This window comes from Streptomyces coelicoflavus, from assembly GCF_045041415.1.
GTDB lineage: Bacteria > Actinomycetota > Actinomycetes > Streptomycetales > Streptomycetaceae > Streptomyces > Streptomyces coelicoflavus.
In genome coordinates, this window is record NZ_CP108218.1 from 1,100,480 (window position 1) to 1,116,752 (window position 16,273).

13 protein-coding genes are annotated in these 16,273 nt (G+C 72.1%); 8 read left to right on the plus strand and 5 right to left on the minus strand.

What is annotated here, in order from left to right:
• Positions 1-103 precede the first annotated feature (103 nt).
• Positions 104-2,779, plus strand: coding sequence for a cellulose binding domain-containing protein (locus OHA99_RS04905; protein WP_405694322.1), 2,676 nt, complete (start codon positions 104-106; stop codon positions 2,777-2,779).
• A gap of 53 nt (positions 2,780-2,832) precedes the next feature.
• On the opposite strand, the gene OHA99_RS04910 is transcribed toward OHA99_RS04905, so the two are convergent.
• The 3 genes from OHA99_RS04910 to OHA99_RS04920 form a co-directional block, all read right to left on the minus strand.
• Positions 2,833-4,728, minus strand: a complete 1,896-nt coding sequence (locus OHA99_RS04910; protein WP_405694325.1) for a rhamnogalacturonan lyase — start codon at positions 4,726-4,728, stop codon at positions 2,833-2,835.
• Between the two features lie 77 nt (positions 4,729-4,805).
• The gene (locus tag OHA99_RS04915; RefSeq protein WP_165684046.1) at positions 4,806-5,546 is read right to left on the minus strand and encodes a class I SAM-dependent methyltransferase; all 741 of its coding nucleotides are present in this window, start codon (positions 5,544-5,546) and stop codon (positions 4,806-4,808) included.
• Between the two features lie 4 nt (positions 5,547-5,550).
• Complete coding sequence (locus OHA99_RS04920; RefSeq protein ID WP_165684047.1) at positions 5,551-5,856, minus strand: 4a-hydroxytetrahydrobiopterin dehydratase; 306 nt, start codon at positions 5,854-5,856, stop codon at positions 5,551-5,553.
• Between the two features lie 122 nt (positions 5,857-5,978).
• On the opposite strand from OHA99_RS04920, the gene OHA99_RS04925 reads away from it, so the two are divergent.
• Entirely contained in the window at positions 5,979-6,797 is an 819-nt protein-coding gene (locus OHA99_RS04925) for a helix-turn-helix domain-containing protein (RefSeq protein ID WP_405694330.1), read from the plus strand.
• On the opposite strand, the gene OHA99_RS04930 is transcribed toward OHA99_RS04925, so the two are convergent.
• Positions 6,779-7,204: a hypothetical protein gene (locus tag OHA99_RS04930; RefSeq protein WP_366471333.1), complete on the minus strand. Its 426-nt coding sequence runs from the start codon at positions 7,202-7,204 to the stop codon at positions 6,779-6,781. The two genes, OHA99_RS04925 and OHA99_RS04930, sit on opposite strands and share 19 nt — an antisense overlap.
• A 218-nt stretch (positions 7,205-7,422) precedes the next feature.
• On the opposite strand from OHA99_RS04930, the gene OHA99_RS04935 reads away from it, so the two are divergent.
• From OHA99_RS04935 to narI, 6 genes are all read left to right on the plus strand, one after another.
• Complete coding sequence (locus tag OHA99_RS04935; protein ID WP_153177039.1) at positions 7,423-8,286, plus strand: helix-turn-helix transcriptional regulator; 864 nt, start codon at positions 7,423-7,425, stop codon at positions 8,284-8,286.
• Between the two features lie 62 nt (positions 8,287-8,348).
• A complete protein-coding gene (locus OHA99_RS04940) occupies positions 8,349-9,170 on the plus strand; it encodes an SAM-dependent methyltransferase (protein ID WP_366471332.1) in 822 nt (273 codons plus the stop codon).
• Between the two features lie 101 nt (positions 9,171-9,271).
• The gene (locus OHA99_RS04945) at positions 9,272-12,967 is read left to right on the plus strand and encodes a nitrate reductase subunit alpha (RefSeq protein WP_381500687.1); all 3,696 of its coding nucleotides are present in this window, start codon (positions 9,272-9,274) and stop codon (positions 12,965-12,967) included.
• Complete coding sequence (gene narH, locus OHA99_RS04950; protein ID WP_153177042.1) at positions 12,967-14,562, plus strand: nitrate reductase subunit beta; 1,596 nt, start codon at positions 12,967-12,969, stop codon at positions 14,560-14,562. The genes OHA99_RS04945 and narH overlap by 1 nt, the downstream gene beginning before the upstream one ends.
• A 4-nt stretch (positions 14,563-14,566) precedes the next feature.
• A complete protein-coding gene (gene narJ / locus OHA99_RS04955; RefSeq protein WP_153177043.1) occupies positions 14,567-15,061 on the plus strand; it encodes a nitrate reductase molybdenum cofactor assembly chaperone in 495 nt (164 codons plus the stop codon).
• Complete coding sequence (narI, locus tag OHA99_RS04960) at positions 15,058-15,780, plus strand: respiratory nitrate reductase subunit gamma (RefSeq protein ID WP_164381920.1); 723 nt, start codon at positions 15,058-15,060, stop codon at positions 15,778-15,780. Before narJ ends, narI begins: the two co-directional genes overlap by 4 nt.
• A gap of 29 nt (positions 15,781-15,809) precedes the next feature.
• On the opposite strand, the gene OHA99_RS04965 is transcribed toward narI, so the two are convergent.
• On the minus strand, positions 15,810-16,235 hold the full coding sequence (locus OHA99_RS04965; RefSeq protein WP_405694337.1) for an OsmC family protein: 426 nt from the start codon (positions 16,233-16,235) through the stop codon (positions 15,810-15,812).
• Positions 16,236-16,273: the final 38 nt, after the last annotated feature.

Here is a 16,273-nt window from a genome sequence, read left to right on the forward strand (position 1 = left end):
TCACCGGACGACGGGACCAACCGACCGGGCGGCCCCTGCCCACGCCTGGGGCCGCCCGGTCCTCGCATGTGTTCTGTTCCTGACGGAAGGACGGTTCCCCACCGTGCGAAGAACCCGGATCCTGACCGTGCTGCTGGCCCTCGCGGCCGGGCTGCTGGCGGGCAGCCCGCCCACCGCGCTGGCCGCGGAGAACCCGCCCGCGCCGGCCTCCGCCGACAGCTACACCTGGAAGAACGCCCGCATCGACGGCGGCGGCTTCGTCCCCGGCATCGTCTTCAACCGGGCCGAGAAGGACCTGGCCTACGCCCGCACCGACATCGGCGGCGCGTACCGCTGGCAGGAGTCGTCGCACACCTGGACACCGCTCCTGGACCACGTCGGCTGGGACGACTGGGGCCACACGGGCGTGGTCAGCGTCGCCTCCGACTCCGTCGATCCCGACCGGGTCTACGCGGCGGTCGGCACGTACACCAACGACTGGGACCCGACGAACGGCGCGGTGCTGCGCTCCGCCGACCGCGGCGCGACCTGGCAGAAGACGGACCTGCCGTTCAAGCTGGGCGGCAACATGCCGGGCCGCGGCATGGGCGAGCGCCTGGCCGTCGACCCGCACGACAACGACGTGCTGTACCTGGGCGCACCCAGCGGCCACGGCCTGTGGCGGTCCACCGACGCGGGTGTCACCTGGTCCGAGGTGACGGCCTTCCCCAACCCCGGCAACTACGCGCAGGACCCGGGCGACACGTCCGGCTACGCCTCCGACAACCAGGGCATCACCTGGGTCACCTTCGACGAGTCGACGGGCCGTGCGGGTACGGCCACGAAGACGGTGTACGTGGGGGTCGCCGACAAGGAGAACGCGGTCTACCGCTCGACGGACGCGGGCGCGACCTGGGAGCGGCTCGCCGGCCAGCCCACGGGCTACCTGGCCCACAAGGGCGTGCTGGACGCGGAGAACGGCTACCTCTACCTGGCCTACAGCGACACGGGCGGCCCGTACGACGGCGGCAAGGGCCGGCTGTACCGGTACGCGACGGCGACGGGCACCTGGACGGACGTCAGCCCGGCCGCGGAGGCGGACACGTACTACGGCTTCAGCGGCCTGACCGTCGACCGGCAGCGTCCGGGCACGGTGATGGCGACCGCGTACAGCTCGTGGTGGCCGGACACGCAGATCTTCCGCTCGACGGACAGCGGCGCGACATGGTCCCAGGCGTGGAGCTACACCGCGTACCCGGACCGCGAGAACCGCTACACGATGGACGTGTCGTCGTCACCGTGGCTCACCTGGGGCGCGAACCCGGCGCCGCCCGAGCAGACGCCGAAGCTGGGCTGGATGACGGAGGCGCTGGAGATCGACCCGTTCGACTCGGACCGGATGATGTACGGCACGGGCGCCACGATCTACGGCACGGAGAACCTGACGAACTGGGACGACGAGGGCGGCACGTTCGCCATCGAACCGATGGTGCGCGGCCTGGAGGAGACGGCGGTCAACGACCTGGCCTCGCCCCCGTCCGGCGCCCCGCTGCTCAGCGCGCTCGGTGACATCGGCGGCTTCCGGCACACGAGCCTCACCGAGGTCCCGTCGATGATGTACACCTCGCCGAACTTCACCACCACGACGAGCCTGGACTTCGCGGAGAAGAAGCCGGACGTCGTCGTCCGGGCGGGCAACCTCGACTCGGGCCCGCACGTCGCCTTCTCCACGGACAACGGCGCCAACTGGTTCGGCGGCACCGACCCGTCCGGGGTCAGCGGCGGCGGCACGGTCGCGGCGGGCGCGGACGGCAGCCGCTTCGTGTGGAGCCCGGAGGGCACGAGCGTGCAGTACACGACGGGTTTCGGTACGTCCTGGCAGGCGTCGTCGGGCATCCCGGCGGGCGCGGTCGTCGAGTCCGACCGGGTGAACCCGGCGACCTTCTACGGCTTCAAGTCCGGGAAGTTCTACGTCAGTACGGACGGCGGCGCGACCTTCACCGCCTCGGCGGCGACCGGGCTGCCCGCCGGTGACAGCGTCCGCTTCAAGGCGCTGCCGGGCGGGGAGGGCGACGTCTGGCTGGCCGGCGGGGCGGCGGACGGTCCGTACGGACTGTGGCACTCGACGGACGGCGGCAAGGCCTTCACCAAGCTGCCGGGGGTCGACGCGGCGGACACCGTCGGCTTCGGCAAGGCGGCGCCGGACGCCACCTACCAGACCCTCTTCACCGGCGCGGAGATCGGCGGCGTCCGCGGCATCTTCCGCTCCACCGACGCAGGATCGACCTGGACCCGCGTCAACGACGACGCCCACCAGTGGGGCTGGACCGGCGCGGCCATCACCGGCGACCCGCGGGTCTACGGCCGGGTGTACGTGGCGACCAACGGGCGGGGGGTGATCTACGGCGACACCTCGGACACGGGCGGAGGCGACGACGGCGGCACCGATCCGGGGCCGGGCCCCGACCCGACGCCCACCGGAGCCTGCGAGGTGGAGTACACGGTCACCAACCAGTGGTCGGACGGCTTCCAGGCGGACGTCCGCCTCACCAACACCGGCACGTCGGCCTGGAACGGCTGGTCCCTCGACTGGTCGTTCCCCGGCGATCAGAAGGTGACCCAGATGTGGAACGCCGAGCACACCCAGGCCGGTATGACGGTGACGGCGAAGAACGTCGCCTGGAACGCCGGTGTGGCGCCGGGCGCCTCGGTGAGCTTCGGGTTCACGGGCAACTGGTCGGGGGCCAACGCGAAACCGGCTTCGTTCACGCTCGGCGACCGGAGTTGCGAGGTCGGCTGAGCAAAGGGGCGGGGCGTGCACGCCGGGCGGCCGGAGTGCACGCCCCCCTCAGTTCAGGGCGTGTAGACCGACGGGCGTGGAGCCGTCGGCATGCCGTTGCCTATGAAGAAGCTCGGGTGCGGGGGCTGGTTGTAGGCGGTGTTCTGCCAGGCCAGGGCGGTGCGGTACTGGGTGTCGTGGAGGAGGGTGGTGATGCGGGTGTCCGTGTCGTACGGGGTGGAGTAGATGCGCAGGGCCGTGTTGTTCGACGTGCGCCAGACGACCTCCTCGCGCCAGTCGCCGAGGATGTCGCCGGCCAGGACCGGGGTGGCCTTGGTGCCGTTGTTGGAGGCGACGCCGGAGCCGGTGAGCAGGCGGGTGTCGCCGGAGGGGCCGTACTTGTCGATGCGGGTGCCGTCCAGGAGTTCGCGGACGGTGTCGCCGTCCCACCAGGACAGGAAGTTGGTGCTGGAGGGCTTGCGGCTGTTCACGACGGTGCCCTTGGGGTTGCGGATGCCGCTCTCCGCCGACGACCAGGACTCGGCGCCCGCGCTGCCCGACCAGATGTCGCCGGAGACCCCGCGCCCGTTGTCGCCGCTCGCGCCGGTCGACCACAGGATCTGGCCCGTGCGCGCGTCCGCCATGTACGACGAGGGCTTCGAGCCGTCCTCGTCGACCTTGAACTCCTCCAGGCCCGCACGGGACGGGTCGAGGTCGCCGACGTGCATGGCGTCGCCGTGGCCGTTCCTGGTGGTCCACAGGGCGTAGCCGTTGTCGTCGACGGCCATCGCGCCGTAGACGATCTCGTCCCGGCCGTCGCCGTCGACGTCCGCGACCGAGAGCTGGTGGTTGCCCTGGCCGTCGTAGCCCCTGCCGCTGTTGGTGGAGGAGTTGGTGTCGAAGGTCCAGCGGCGGGTGAACCGGCCGTCCCGCCAGTCCCAGGCGGCGATCACCGTGCGCGTGTAGTAGCCGCGCGCCATGATCACGGAGGGGCGGGCGCCGTCCAGGTAGGCCGTGCCGGCCAGGAATCGGTCGACGCGGTTGCCGTAGGAGTCGCCCCAGGAGGAGACCGAGCCCCGGGCGGGGACGTAGTCGACGGTGCCCATGGCCCTGCCGGTCCGGCCGTTGAACATGGTGAGGTATTCGGGACCCGAGAGGACGTAGCCGCTGGAATTGCGGTAGTCGGCCGAGGAGTTGCCGATGACCGCGCCGGTTCCGTCCCTGGTGCCGTCGGCGGTCTTCATGGCGACCTCGGCCTCGCCGTCGCCGTCGTAGTCGTACACCTGGAACTGGGTGTAGTGGGCGCCGGAGCGGATGTTGCGGCCCAGGTCGACGCGCCACAGGCGGGTGCCGTCGAGGCGTATGCCGTCGACGATCGTGTTGCCGGTGTAGCCGGACTGGGAGTTGTCCTTGGCGTTGGTCGGCTGCCACTTGAGGACGAGGTCGAGGGCCCCGTCGCCGTCGAGGTCGCCGACGGAGGCGTCGTTGGCCTCGTAGGTGTAGGAGACGCCGTCGGGGGTGGTGCCGCCGGAGGGCGCGCTGATCGGTACGTCCTTGTAGCCGGCGCGGAACTGGATGGCGTGGACGGAGTCGCCCTGCTCGGTGCCGTTCACGACCGCGCGGACGGTGTAGTCGGCGTGGGAGGGGGCGCCGGCGTGGAAGAAGGTGGTGGAGCCGGTGACCGGACTGGAGTTGACCTTCGTACCGGCCCGGTAGACGTTGAACGCGACGTTGTCCGGGTCGGTGCCCAGCCAGCGCCAGCCGACCAGGTTGCCGTCGCCGGTGTGGACGCTGACGACGCCCCGGTCGAGGGCCTCGACCTGGCGTGCGGTGGCGGCCTGGGCGGTGTCGGGGGCCAGCGCGGTCAGGCCGGCGCCGAGGAGCCCGGCGGCGGCGAGGGCGGCGGCCACGGCGAGGGGGCGTCTGCGGTGGGTGCGGGGGGCGTGGGGGCGGATGTGGGGGTGCCTCACGGGACGAACCTCCTGAGGGGCGGACGGATTCCGCCTCTCAGTCGCCGCCCGGGGCGGGCGGGTTGCCGCCCCTCGCCCTAGGGTTTCGTGAACGCCGCGAGGGTGAAGACAGGGTCGGCCCGGGGCCGGTCCTGGTCCGGCAGCGCGGCCAGGCGCGTGGCGAACTCCTCCGCGAGCGGTTCGCCCGGCGGCAGCGTGACGAACCAGCCGCGCCGCAGGTCCGCGACCGTCCGGCGGGGGCTGCGGCCCTGGCCGTGGCCGGTGAAGCGGGCCCCGCCGGCGGGGACCAGACCGTGCTCGCGGGCGTACGCCGCCACCAGGTGGGCGGCGTCGTGCGCGGTGCTGGGCGGGCGGGCGGCGAGCACGGCGTCGATGTCGCTGCCCACGTTGTGGGAGGCGCCCTTGTCCACCGTGGTCACGTACACCCCGCCCGGCCGCAGCACGCGGGCGCACTCGCCGACGATCGCCCGCGCGTTCCCGTCGCCGCCCGCGAGGTGCAGCAGCCAGACGCTGGTGACGGCGTCGAACTCCCCGTCCGCGAAGGGGAGCCGGCGGCTGTCGGCGAGCGCGACGGCACCGGGCAGCCGGGCGGCGGCGCGGCGGGCCATGGCGGGGACGAGGTCGACACCGGTCACCCGGAGGCCGTCGCGTCCGGCCGCGACCCGCCGGGTGACGATGCCGGTGCCGCACCCCACGTCGAGCAGGCGTCGGGCCTGCCGGGGCACCAGACTCAGTACGGCGTGCGCGGCCGCCGCGGCCCGGGGCTCGCCGCCGCGGGACTCGTCGTACCGCTCCGCTTCCTTGTCGTAGTCGAGCACACCGTCAGTGTGCCCCGTGTCCGGCGGCCAGGTCCTCCACCTTGCGGGCGAGCTCGACGTCCTTCTCGGTGACGGCGCCACCAGCGCTGTGGGTGTGTACGGCGAGGGCGACCGTGTTGTAGCCGAGGGTCAGGTCGGAGTGGTGGTCCAGTTCCTCCTGCGCCTGCGCGATGTGGACGACCATCGCGGCCGCCGCGAAGTGGGAGGCGAGCCGGTAGGAGCGGGTGAGGCGGCCGTCCTCGAGGGACCAGCCGGGCAGCCCGGCCAGCCGCTCCTCGATCTCCTGCGGCGACAGCGGTTCGACGGGCATGTACGGCGCTCCTTCGCTGGTGGTGCCCGGGGTCGGGTCCCGGTGCCCGGGGATCGGGTCGGTTTCAGCCTGCCACAGCGGGGCCGCTCCGGCGCGGCCCGCCGTCGGCTACCGTTCGGGGCATGACCGCACTCGCGCCCGGTACCGCCCCCGCCACCGACCGGGGCGTGGGCCCGCTGCTGCGGGCCTGGCGGGAGCGGCGGCGGGTCAGCCAGCTCGAGCTTGCGCTGCGCTCCGACTCCTCCGCGCGGCACATCAGCTTCGTCGAGACGGGCCGCTCCCGGCCGAGCGAGGAGATGGTGCTGCGCCTCGCCGAGCACCTGGACGTCCCGGTGCGCGAGCGCAACGCGCTGCTGCTCGCGGCCGGTTACGCCCCGCGCTACCCGGAGACCCCGTTGGACGACCCCGCGCTGGGCGCCCTGCGTGAGGGCATGGAGCGGCTGATCCGGGGCTACGAGCCGTATCCGGCGCTGGTCGTCGACGGAACGTACCGGGTGCTGGCGGCCAACCGGGGGATCACGATGCTCATGGACGGTGTCGCGGAGCACCTGCTCGCCCCGCCGCTGAACGCGATCCGGCTGACGCTGCACCCCGAGGGCCTGGCACCGCGCATCCGCAACCTGCGCGAGTGGCGCGGGCACCTGCTGGAGCAGATGGGGCGGCAGATCGCCCTGCACCGCTCGGAGCCGCTGCGGGCGCTGTACGAGGAGGTGGCGGCGTATCCGGTGCCGGACGATGCGCCGGGCGAGGAGCCGGCCGAGCCGGTGCCGTACTTCGCGCTGCCGATGCAGATCGAGCACGAGGGGCACGGGCTGTCGTTCATCTCGTCCATCTCCACCTTCAACACCCCGATGGACGTGACCGTCGCCGAGCTGGCCATCGAGACGCTGCTCCCGGCCGATCCGGCGACGGTCAAGTACCTTCACACGCTGCTGCCCTGATCCTGTCTCAGGGCTCCGTACTGAAGCAGCGCGAACCCGGCGACGGTGAGTGCCTGGAGCACCGTCCACACCGCGCCCGCCGTGGTGGGCGTCAGCCACAGGACGAGGGCGACGAAGCTCACCGCCGTCCAGGCGAGGTTGGCGTCCACGACGGCCCGCACCCCGAGGGCCGGCGGCCGGGTGCGCGCGGCCAGCAGGGCCACGCACCCGGCGTACACCGCGAAGAACGCGCCGAGGCCGAGCAGCAGCCCCGAACCGGCGCCGAGGAAGCGGCCCAGCGGCCCGGAGAACGCCAGGTAGGCGAACGCGTTGGCGCCGGTCACCGCCGCGTCGAGGGCGAGGAGGCGGCGGAGCATCAGCTGCGGTTCGGCGGTGCGGGCGCGTGCGGCGGGCTGGTTCGTGGTCATGACGAGTCACCCTCCGTCGGGTCGGGACCGGGCTGCGTGGAGCTGGGTGCCGGTCCGGAGTGCGCCGGACCGGAACCCGGTGACTCCACGATCCCGTTCCGACCGTGCCAGGTCGATTACCCCGCAGGTAATGACGTTGATCCACGACCGCCCCTGTGAGACCGGCGGTGGAACATGACAGACTGCGGTGTGACATGGGCGCGTTGGGGAGGCGTGGCGTGAGCGAGCGGCGGGCCGCACCCACCGTGGGCCAGGTGGTCCTCGGCAGACGGCTTCAGGAACTGCGGGAGACGGCGGGCCTCAAGCGCGAGGAGGCCGCCAAGGTGCTCCGGGTGGCCCCGGCGACCGTGCGGCGCATGGAGATGGCCGAGGTCGCGCTGAAAATACCGTACGTCCAGATACTGCTGACGGCGTACGGCGTCGCCTCCGAGGAGGTCGCGGCGTTCGTCGCGCTCGCCGAGGAGGCGAACCAGCCGGGCTGGTGGCAGCGGTACCACGACGTGCTGCCGGACTGGTTCAGCCTGTACGTGAGCCTGGAGGGGGCCGCGCGGATCGTCCGTTCCTACGAGCCGCACTTCGTCCCCGGGCTGTTGCAGACCGAGGACTACGCGCGCGCGGTCCTGGAGGCCGGGACGATCGGCAACGCGGGCGGGGACGCGGTGGAGCGGCACGTGTCCCTGCGCATGGAGCGGCAGCGGCTGCTGGAGCGCCCCCGCCCGCCCCACCTGTGGGTGGTGATGGACGAGACGGTGCTGAAGCGGCCGGTGAGCATCCACGGCCGGGTGATGCGCGACCAGCTGGACAAGCTGCTGGAGTTCGCCGCCCGGGACCGGGTGACGCTCCAGGTCGCCGAGTTCGAGGACGGGCCGCACCCCGGGACGTACGCGCCGTTCACCCTGTTCCGGTTCGCCGAACCGGAGCTGCCCGACATGGTCTTCACCGAGTACCTGACGGGCGCCCTCTACCTGGACTCCCGAGCCGAGGTCTCCGCCCACCTGGAGGTCCTGGACCACATGACGGCGCGGGCCGCCTCGACCCAGCGCACCGAGAAGATCCTGCGCGAGTACCGCGAGACGTTCTGATCGGCGACGACCTGCGACGACCTTCTACGACCTGCCACGCAGCCCTGAGGAGACGACACCGCATGACCGGTTGCGAGTCCGCGCCCGCTCCCGCCCCCGTCGACACCGGTCGGCCGCACCCGGCCCGGGTCTACGACTGGTGGCTGGGCGGCAAGGACAACTACCCGGTGGACGAGGAGCTGGCCCGCAGGATCCTCGCGGCGGACGCCACGGCGGTGCGCGGGGCGCGCGCGAACCGCCGGTTCATGCACCGGGCGGTCCGTGCCCTCGCCGAGGCCGGGATCCGCCAGTTCCTGGACATCGGCACCGGCATCCCCACCGAGCCGAACCTGCACCAGGTGGCCCAGGCGGTGGCTCCCGAGGCGCGGGTCGTCTACGCCGACAACGACCCGATCGTCCTCAGGCACGCCGAGGCGCTGCTGCACGGGTCGGCGGAGGGCTCCACCGACTACGTCCACGCGGACGTCCGGGACCCGGACCTGATCCTGCGGCTCGCGGGCGAGTCCCTGGACTTCGGTCGACCGGTCGCGCTGTCGCTGGTGGCCCTGACGCACTACCTCGGCGACGCGGCCGACGGCGACGACGTGCACGGCCTGCTGAAGCGGTACACCGACGTGCTCGCCCCGGGCAGCTACCTGGTCCTGTCGCAGGTCACGCCCGACCTGAACCCCGAGGCGGTGGGGAAGGCAGCGGAGCTGTTCGGCCGCAGCGGCACGCCCTTCCACCCGCGTTCCCTGACCGGGTTCGCGCGCTTCTTCGACGGTCTGGAGCTGCTGGGCCCCGGCGTCATCCCGGTCACCGGCTGGCGGCCGGACCCGGAGGACGTGGCGGCCCAGGCGGAGGGCATCGTGCCGGTGTACGCGGGGGTGGCCCGCAAGCCCTGACCCGTACGGGCGCCGCGAACAGGTGCGCTCCCGCGCCCGGCCCTAGGTTCGAGAACCAGGGCCCGGCGAGCACCCGGCACCGGGTGAGCAAGGGAGCGCACGTGACCGACACGCGGACACCGCCCACCGAGCCGGGCGCGGCGCTGCTGCGCGCGGGACGGTTCTTCCGGCCGGGCACCGCCGCACCCGACCTGCACAGCATCGGGCTGGTCGGCGGCCGGGAGTCGGACGCCTTCTACCGGGACCGCTGGAGCCACGACAAGGTCGTGACGTCGACGCACGGCGTGAACTGCACGGGGTCGTGCCGGTGGAACGTGTTCGTCAAGGACGGCATCATCACCTGGGAGACCCAGGCCACGGACTATCCGTCGGTCGGCCCGGACCGCCCCGAGTACGAGCCGCGCGGCTGTCCCCGTGGCGCGGCGTTCTCGTGGTACACCTACTCCCCCACCCGGGTGCGGTACCCGTACGTGCGCGGCGTGCTGCTGACCATGTACCGGGAGGCGAAGGCCCGGCTGAAGGACCCGGTCCTGGCGTGGGCCGACATCCAGGGGGATGCCGAGCGGCGCGGGCGCTACCAGCGGGCGCGCGGCAAGGGCGGCCTGGTCCGGGCGAGCTGGGACGAGGCGGTCGAGATGGTCGCCGCCGCGCACGTGCACACCATCCGCGCCCACGGCCCCGACCGCATCGCGGGCTTCTCCCCCATCCCCGCGATGTCGATGGTGTCGCACGCGGCGGGCGCCCGCTTCCACTCGCTGATCGGCGCCCCGATGCTGTCGTTCTACGACTGGTACGCCGACCTGCCCGTGGCGTCCCCGCAGGTCTTCGGCGACCAGACGGACGTGCCGGAGTCGGGCGACTGGTGGGACGCGGCGTACCTGATCATGTGGGGCACGAACGTGCCGGTGACCCGCACGCCGGACGCGCACTGGATGGCGGAGGCCCGCTACCGGGGCCAGAAGGTGGTCGTGGTCTCGCCCGACTACGCCGACAACACCAAGTTCGCCGACCAGTGGCTGCACCCGCACCCCGGGACCGACGCCGCACTGGCGATGGCGATGGGGCACGTGGTGCTCAAGGAGTTCTTCGTCGACCGCGTCACCCCGTTCTTCGACGACTACGTGCGGCGCTTCACCGACCTGCCGTTCCTGGTGACGCTGACCGAGCGGGACGGGGCGTACGTGCCGGGCAAGTTCCTGCGCGCCGCCGACCTGGGGCAGGGCGGCGACGACGCCCGCTGGAAGACGGTGGTCCTGGACGAGGCGACGGGCCGCGCGGTGGTCCCGAACGGCTCGCTGGGCTTCCGCTGGAACGACGCGGACCGCGGGAAGTGGAACCTGGACCTGGGCGACGTACGCCCCCGGCTGAGCCTGCACGGCCACGAGATGGCGTCGGGTGTGGAAGTGCTCCTCCCCCGCTTCGACACCGAGGGCGGCCCGCACGGGCAGGGACGCGGCGACGTCCTGCGCCGGGGGGTACCGGCGACACGCCTCGGCGGGGCGACCGGGCCGCTGGTGACGACGGTCTTCGACCTGATGCTGGCCCAGTACGGCGTGGCCCGGCCGGACCTGCCGGGCGACTGGCCGGCGTCGTACGAGGACGCCGCCGCGCCCGCCACCCCGGCGTGGCAGGAGACGCACACCTCGGTGCCGGCGGCGGCCTGCGTGCGCATCGCCCGGGAGTTCGCGCGCACCGCCGAACGCTCCAAGGGCCGCTGCATGATCCTGATGGGCGCGGGCACCAACCACTGGTTCCACTCCGAGACGATCTACCGGGGCTTCCTGGCCCTGCTCCAGCTCACCGGCTGCCAGGGCCGCAACGGCGGCGGCTGGGCGCACTACGTCGGCCAGGAGAAGTGCCGCCCGGTGACCGGCTGGGCGTCGCTGGCCGCCGCGTCGGACTGGTCGCGCCCGCCGCGCCAGGCGATCGGCACCGGGTACTGGTACCTGCACACCGACCAGTGGCGCTACGACCGCTTCCGCGCCGACGTCCTCGCCTCGCCGCTGGGCGAGGGGCGGCTGGCCGGGATGGCGGGCGCGGACTGCCTCGCCCTGTCGGCGCGCACCGGCTGGATGCCCTCGTACCCGACCTTCAACCGCAACCCGCTGGAGCTGGGCGAGAGCTTCGGCGACCCGGTGGCGAACGCGGTGGCCGAACTGCGGGCGGGCACCCTGAAGTTCGCGGGCGAGGACCCGGACGCGCCGGAGAACTGGCCGCGGATCGTGACTCTGTGGCGGGCCAACCTGCTCGGCTCGTCCGGCAAGGGTGCCGAGTACTTCACCAAGCACCTGCTGGGCACCCAGTCCTCGCTGCGGGCCGAGGAGGCGGCGCCCGGCGAGCGGCCCCGGGACGTGGTCTGGCACGAGGAGGCGCCCGAGGGAAAGCTCGACCTTCTCCTCTCGCTGGACTTCCGGCACACCTCGTCCACGCTCCTGTCCGACGTGGTGCTGCCCGCCGCGACCTGGTACGAGAAGCACGACCTGTCCAGCACGGACATGCACCCCTACGTGCACGCCTTCTCCCCGGCGGTGAACCCGCCCTGGCAGGCGCGCACCGACTTCGACACCTTCAAGCTCCTCGCGGAGAAGCTGAGCGAGCTGGCCGAGGACCATCTCGGGGTGCGCAAGGACCTGGTGGCGGCGCCGCTCCAGCACGACACCCCGGGCGAGATCGCCCAGCCGGGCGGCGTCGTACGGGACTGGCGACGCGGGGAGTGCGAGCCGGAGCCCGGGAGGACCATGCCGAACCTCGTGGTCGTCGAGCGCGACTACACCGCGATCGGGGCGAAGTTCGCGGCGCTGGGCCCCCTGGCGGAGGCCAAGGGGCTGCCCGCCAAGGGCATCACGCTGCGGCCGGACGAGGAGGTGGCGCGGCTGCGGGACCTGAACGGCACGGTGCGCGGCGGCCCGGCCGACGGGCGCCCGGCGCTGGACACGGCGGTGAAGGCGGCCAACACCATCCTGTCCCTGTCCGGCACCACCAACGGGCGGCTGGCCACCCAGGGCTTCCACACCCTGGAGGAGAGGACCGGGCAGGAGATGGCCCACCTGGCCGCCGAGCACGAGGGCAAGCGCGTCACCTACGCCGACACCCAGGCGGCGCCCGTGCCGGTGATCACCTCGCCGGAGTGGTCGGGCAGTGAGGCGGGCGGACGTCGCTACACGGCGTTCACGCTCAACACCGAGCATCTCAAGCCCTGGCACACCCTCACCGGCCGGCAGCACTTCTTCGTCGACCACGACTGGATGCACGAGCTGGGCGAGGCGCTGCCCGTGTACCGGCCGCCGCTGGACATGCACCGGCTGTTCGGCGAGCCTCAACTGGGTCCCGACGGCCACCGCGAGGTGACGGTCCGGTACCTCACCCCGCACAACAAGTGGTCCATCCACTCCGAGTACCAGGACAACCTGTTCATGCTGGCGCTGTCCCGGGGCGGTCAGACCATCTGGATGTCGGCCGAGGACGCGGCGGCGATCGGGGTCGCGGACGACGACTGGATCGAGGCGGTCAACCGCAACGGCGTGGTCGTGGCCCGCGCCATCGTCTCGCACCGCATGCCGCCCGGCACGGTCTTCATGCACCACGCCCAGGAACGCACGGTCAACGTCCCCCTCACGGAGACCACCGGAAAACGCGGCGGCGTGCACAACTCGCTCACCCGTCTGCTCCTCAAGCCGACCCATCTCATCGGCGGCTACGCCCAGTTGTCCTGGGCGTTCAACTATCTGGGCCCGACGGGCAACCAGCGCGACGAGGTGACGGTCATCCGCCGCCGCTCCCAGGAGGTCGAGTACTGATGCGCCCGATGGCCCAGGTCGCGATGGTCATGAACCTCGACAAGTGCATCGGCTGCCACACCTGTTCGGTCACCTGCAAGCAGGCGTGGACCAACCGGCGGGGCATGGAGTACGTCTGGTTCAACAACGTCGAGACCCGCCCCGGACAGGGCTACCCGCGCCGCTACGAGGACCAGGAGAAGTGGCGGGGCGGCTGGGAACTGAACCGGCGCGGAGCGCTGCGGCTGAAGGCGGGCGGCCGCTTCAAGAAGCTCGCCGGGATCTTCTCCAACCCCCGGCTCCCGGAGATCAAGGACTACTACGAGCCCTGGACGTACGACTACAAGAACCTCACCGACGCCCCGCTCGGCACCGACTACCCCGTCGCCCGGCCGGTCTCGCAGCTCGACGGCAAGCCGATGAAGATCGGCTGGTCCTCCAACTGGGACGACAGCCTGGGCGGCGCCCCCGCCTACGGCGACCTGGACCCGATGGTGGAGCGCACCCGCCAGCAGGCCTCGGAGAAGGTGCGGTTCGCGTACGAAGAGACGTTCATGTTCTACCTGCCGCGCATCTGCGAGCACTGTCTCAACCCGTCCTGCGTGGCCTCGTGCCCGTCCGGGGCGATGTACAAGCGCTCGGAGGACGGCATCGTCCTGGTCGACCAGGACCGCTGCCGGGGCTGGCGGATGTGCGTGACCGGCTGCCCGTACAAGAAGGTGTACTTCAACCACCGCACCGGCAAGGCGGAGAAGTGCACGTTCTGCTACCCGCGCATCGAGGTGGGCCAGCCCACCGTCTGTTCGGAGACCTGCGTGGGGCGGCTCAGGTACCTGGGGGTCGTCCTCTACGACGCCGACAAGGTGACCGAGGCCGCCGAGACTCCGAACGAACGCGATCTGTACGAGGCGCAGTTGGGTGTCTTCCTCGACCCGGAGGACCCCGGGGTGCGGCGGGCCGCCGAGGAGGCGGGGATCCCGTTCGACTGGATCGAGGCGGCCCGGCGCTCCCCCGTGCACGCGCTGGTCAGCAAGTACAAGGTCGCGCTGCCGCTGCATCCGGAGTATCGCACCATGCCGATGGTCTGGTACATCCCGCCGCTGTCCCCGGTCGTGGACGCGCTGACGGAGACCGGGCACGACGGCGAGGACGCGGACAACCTGTTCGGCGCGATCGACACGCTGCGCATCCCGCTGGAGTACCTGGCCGAGCTGTTCACGGCGGGTGACACCGGCCCGGTGCGGGCGTCGCTGGAGAAACTCGCCGCGATGCGGGCCCACATGCGGTCGGTCAACCTCGGCGAGGACCCCGACCCGGCCGTCTGCGCGGGCGTCGGCATGCGTCCCGAGGAGATTCAGGAGATGTACCGGCTGCTGGCGATCGCCAAGTACGAGGAGCGGTACGTGATCCCGACGGCGGCCGTCGGCGACGCGCACCGGCTGGAGGCGTCCGCGCTGCCGGACACGTGCAGCCTGGACACCGACGGCGGCCCGGGCATGGGCGGCGACGGGCCGTTCGGCCAGGACTCGGGGCGCAAGCGGCTGCCACTGGTGCCGGTGGAGAACTTCCACATCCTGCGCAGGCGCCAGACGGCCGACGACGAGAGGGAGGTCTGATCCGATGCCCGGCTTCGAGGTGCTTTACCAGGCGGCGGCGCTCTGTCTGACGTATCCCGACGACGACTTCCGCGCCCGGCTGCCCCTGCTGCGCGAGGCGGCGCCGCAGCTGCGCGGCTTCACCGACCACGCGGCGGCGACCGGGCAGGGCGAACTCCAGGCGCACTACGTCGAGGTCTTCGACTTCAAGAACCGGCACAGCCTGTACCTGAGCTGGTGGACCGACGGCGACACCCGCAACCGGGGGATGTCCCTGGTCCGCTTCAAGGAGCTGTACCGCGCCCACGGCCTGGAGTTCACCGGCGAGGAGCTGCCGGACTTCCTGCCGGCGGTCCTGGAGTTCGTCTCCCGCACCGGCAACATGGAGATGCTCACCGAGCACCGTGACGCCCTGGACCAGCTGCGCTCCCGGCTCACCGCCTTCGGCACGCCCTACGCGTGCGTCCTGGACGCCGTGTGCGCCACCCTGCCGCCCGCACCCACCGGAGCCCGCCGATGAACGTCTTCCTGTGGGGCGTCCTGCCCTACGCCGCCTTCGCGCTGCTGATCGCGGGCCTGGTGTGGCGGCACCGCTACGACCGCTTCGGCTGGACCACGCGCTCCTCGCAGGTCTACGAGTCGAAGCTGCTCAACATCGCGTCACCGGTCTTCCACTACGGCATCCTCTTCGTGCTCGCCGGTCATCTGATCGGCCTGTTCATTCCGGCGTCCTGGACCCAGGCCGTCGGCATCGACGAGCACGCGTACCACCTGTTCTCGCTCTACGGCGGCACCTTCGCCGGGGTCCTCGCGGTCGCCGGGATCGGCATCCTGATCTACCGGCGCCGCACCAACGCGCCCGTGTTCCGGGCCACCACGGCCAACGACAAGCTCATGTACGTCTTCCTGCTCGGCGCCCTGCTGCTGGGCATGATCGCCAAGCTCTCCGACACCTCCGGCAACGGCTACGACTACCGCAGCACCATCGCCCCCTGGTCGCGCAGCCTGTTCACGCTGAATCCGAGGACGGAGCTGATGGAGGGCGTGCCGGTGCTGTACCACGTGCACGCGGTGGTCGGGATGGTGCTGATCGCCCTGGTGCCCTACACCCGCCTGGTGCACATGTTCAGCGCGCCCTTGCAGTACCTGACCCGGCCGTACGTGGTCTACCGGTCGCGCGACCCCAGGCAGCTGGGGCCGCGCCCGGACCGGCGGGGCTGGGAGCGCGCGGGCTCCTAGCGCCCCTGTCCGACTGTCCGACTGTCCGACTAGGCCAGCTTGGCCGACAGGGTGATCGTCGTGCCGGTCAGGGCCTGGCTGACCGGGCAGTTCTTCTTGGCGTCCTCGGCGGCGGCGACGAACGCGTCGTTGTCCAGGCCGGGGACGGCGCCCTCCACGGTGAGGTGGATGCCCGTGATGCCCTCGCCGGGCTGGAAGGTGACGTCGGCGGAGGTGGTGAGCTTGGTGGGCGGGGTGCCGGCGCCGGCCAGGCCGTGCGACAGCGCCATGGAGAAGCAGCTGGAGTGGGCGGCGGCGATCAGCTCCTCCGGGCTGGTCTTGCCGTTCGCCTGCTCGGCGCGCGACGGCCACGACACCGGCTGCTCGCCGATGCCGGACGAGTCGAAGGTGACGACACCGTTGCCCTCGAGCAGGTTGCCTTCCCAGACGGTGTGTGCGGAGCGCGTGGTTGCCACGGCGGGTCCTCTCGAATTCGCTTGCTGTACTGGGGCGG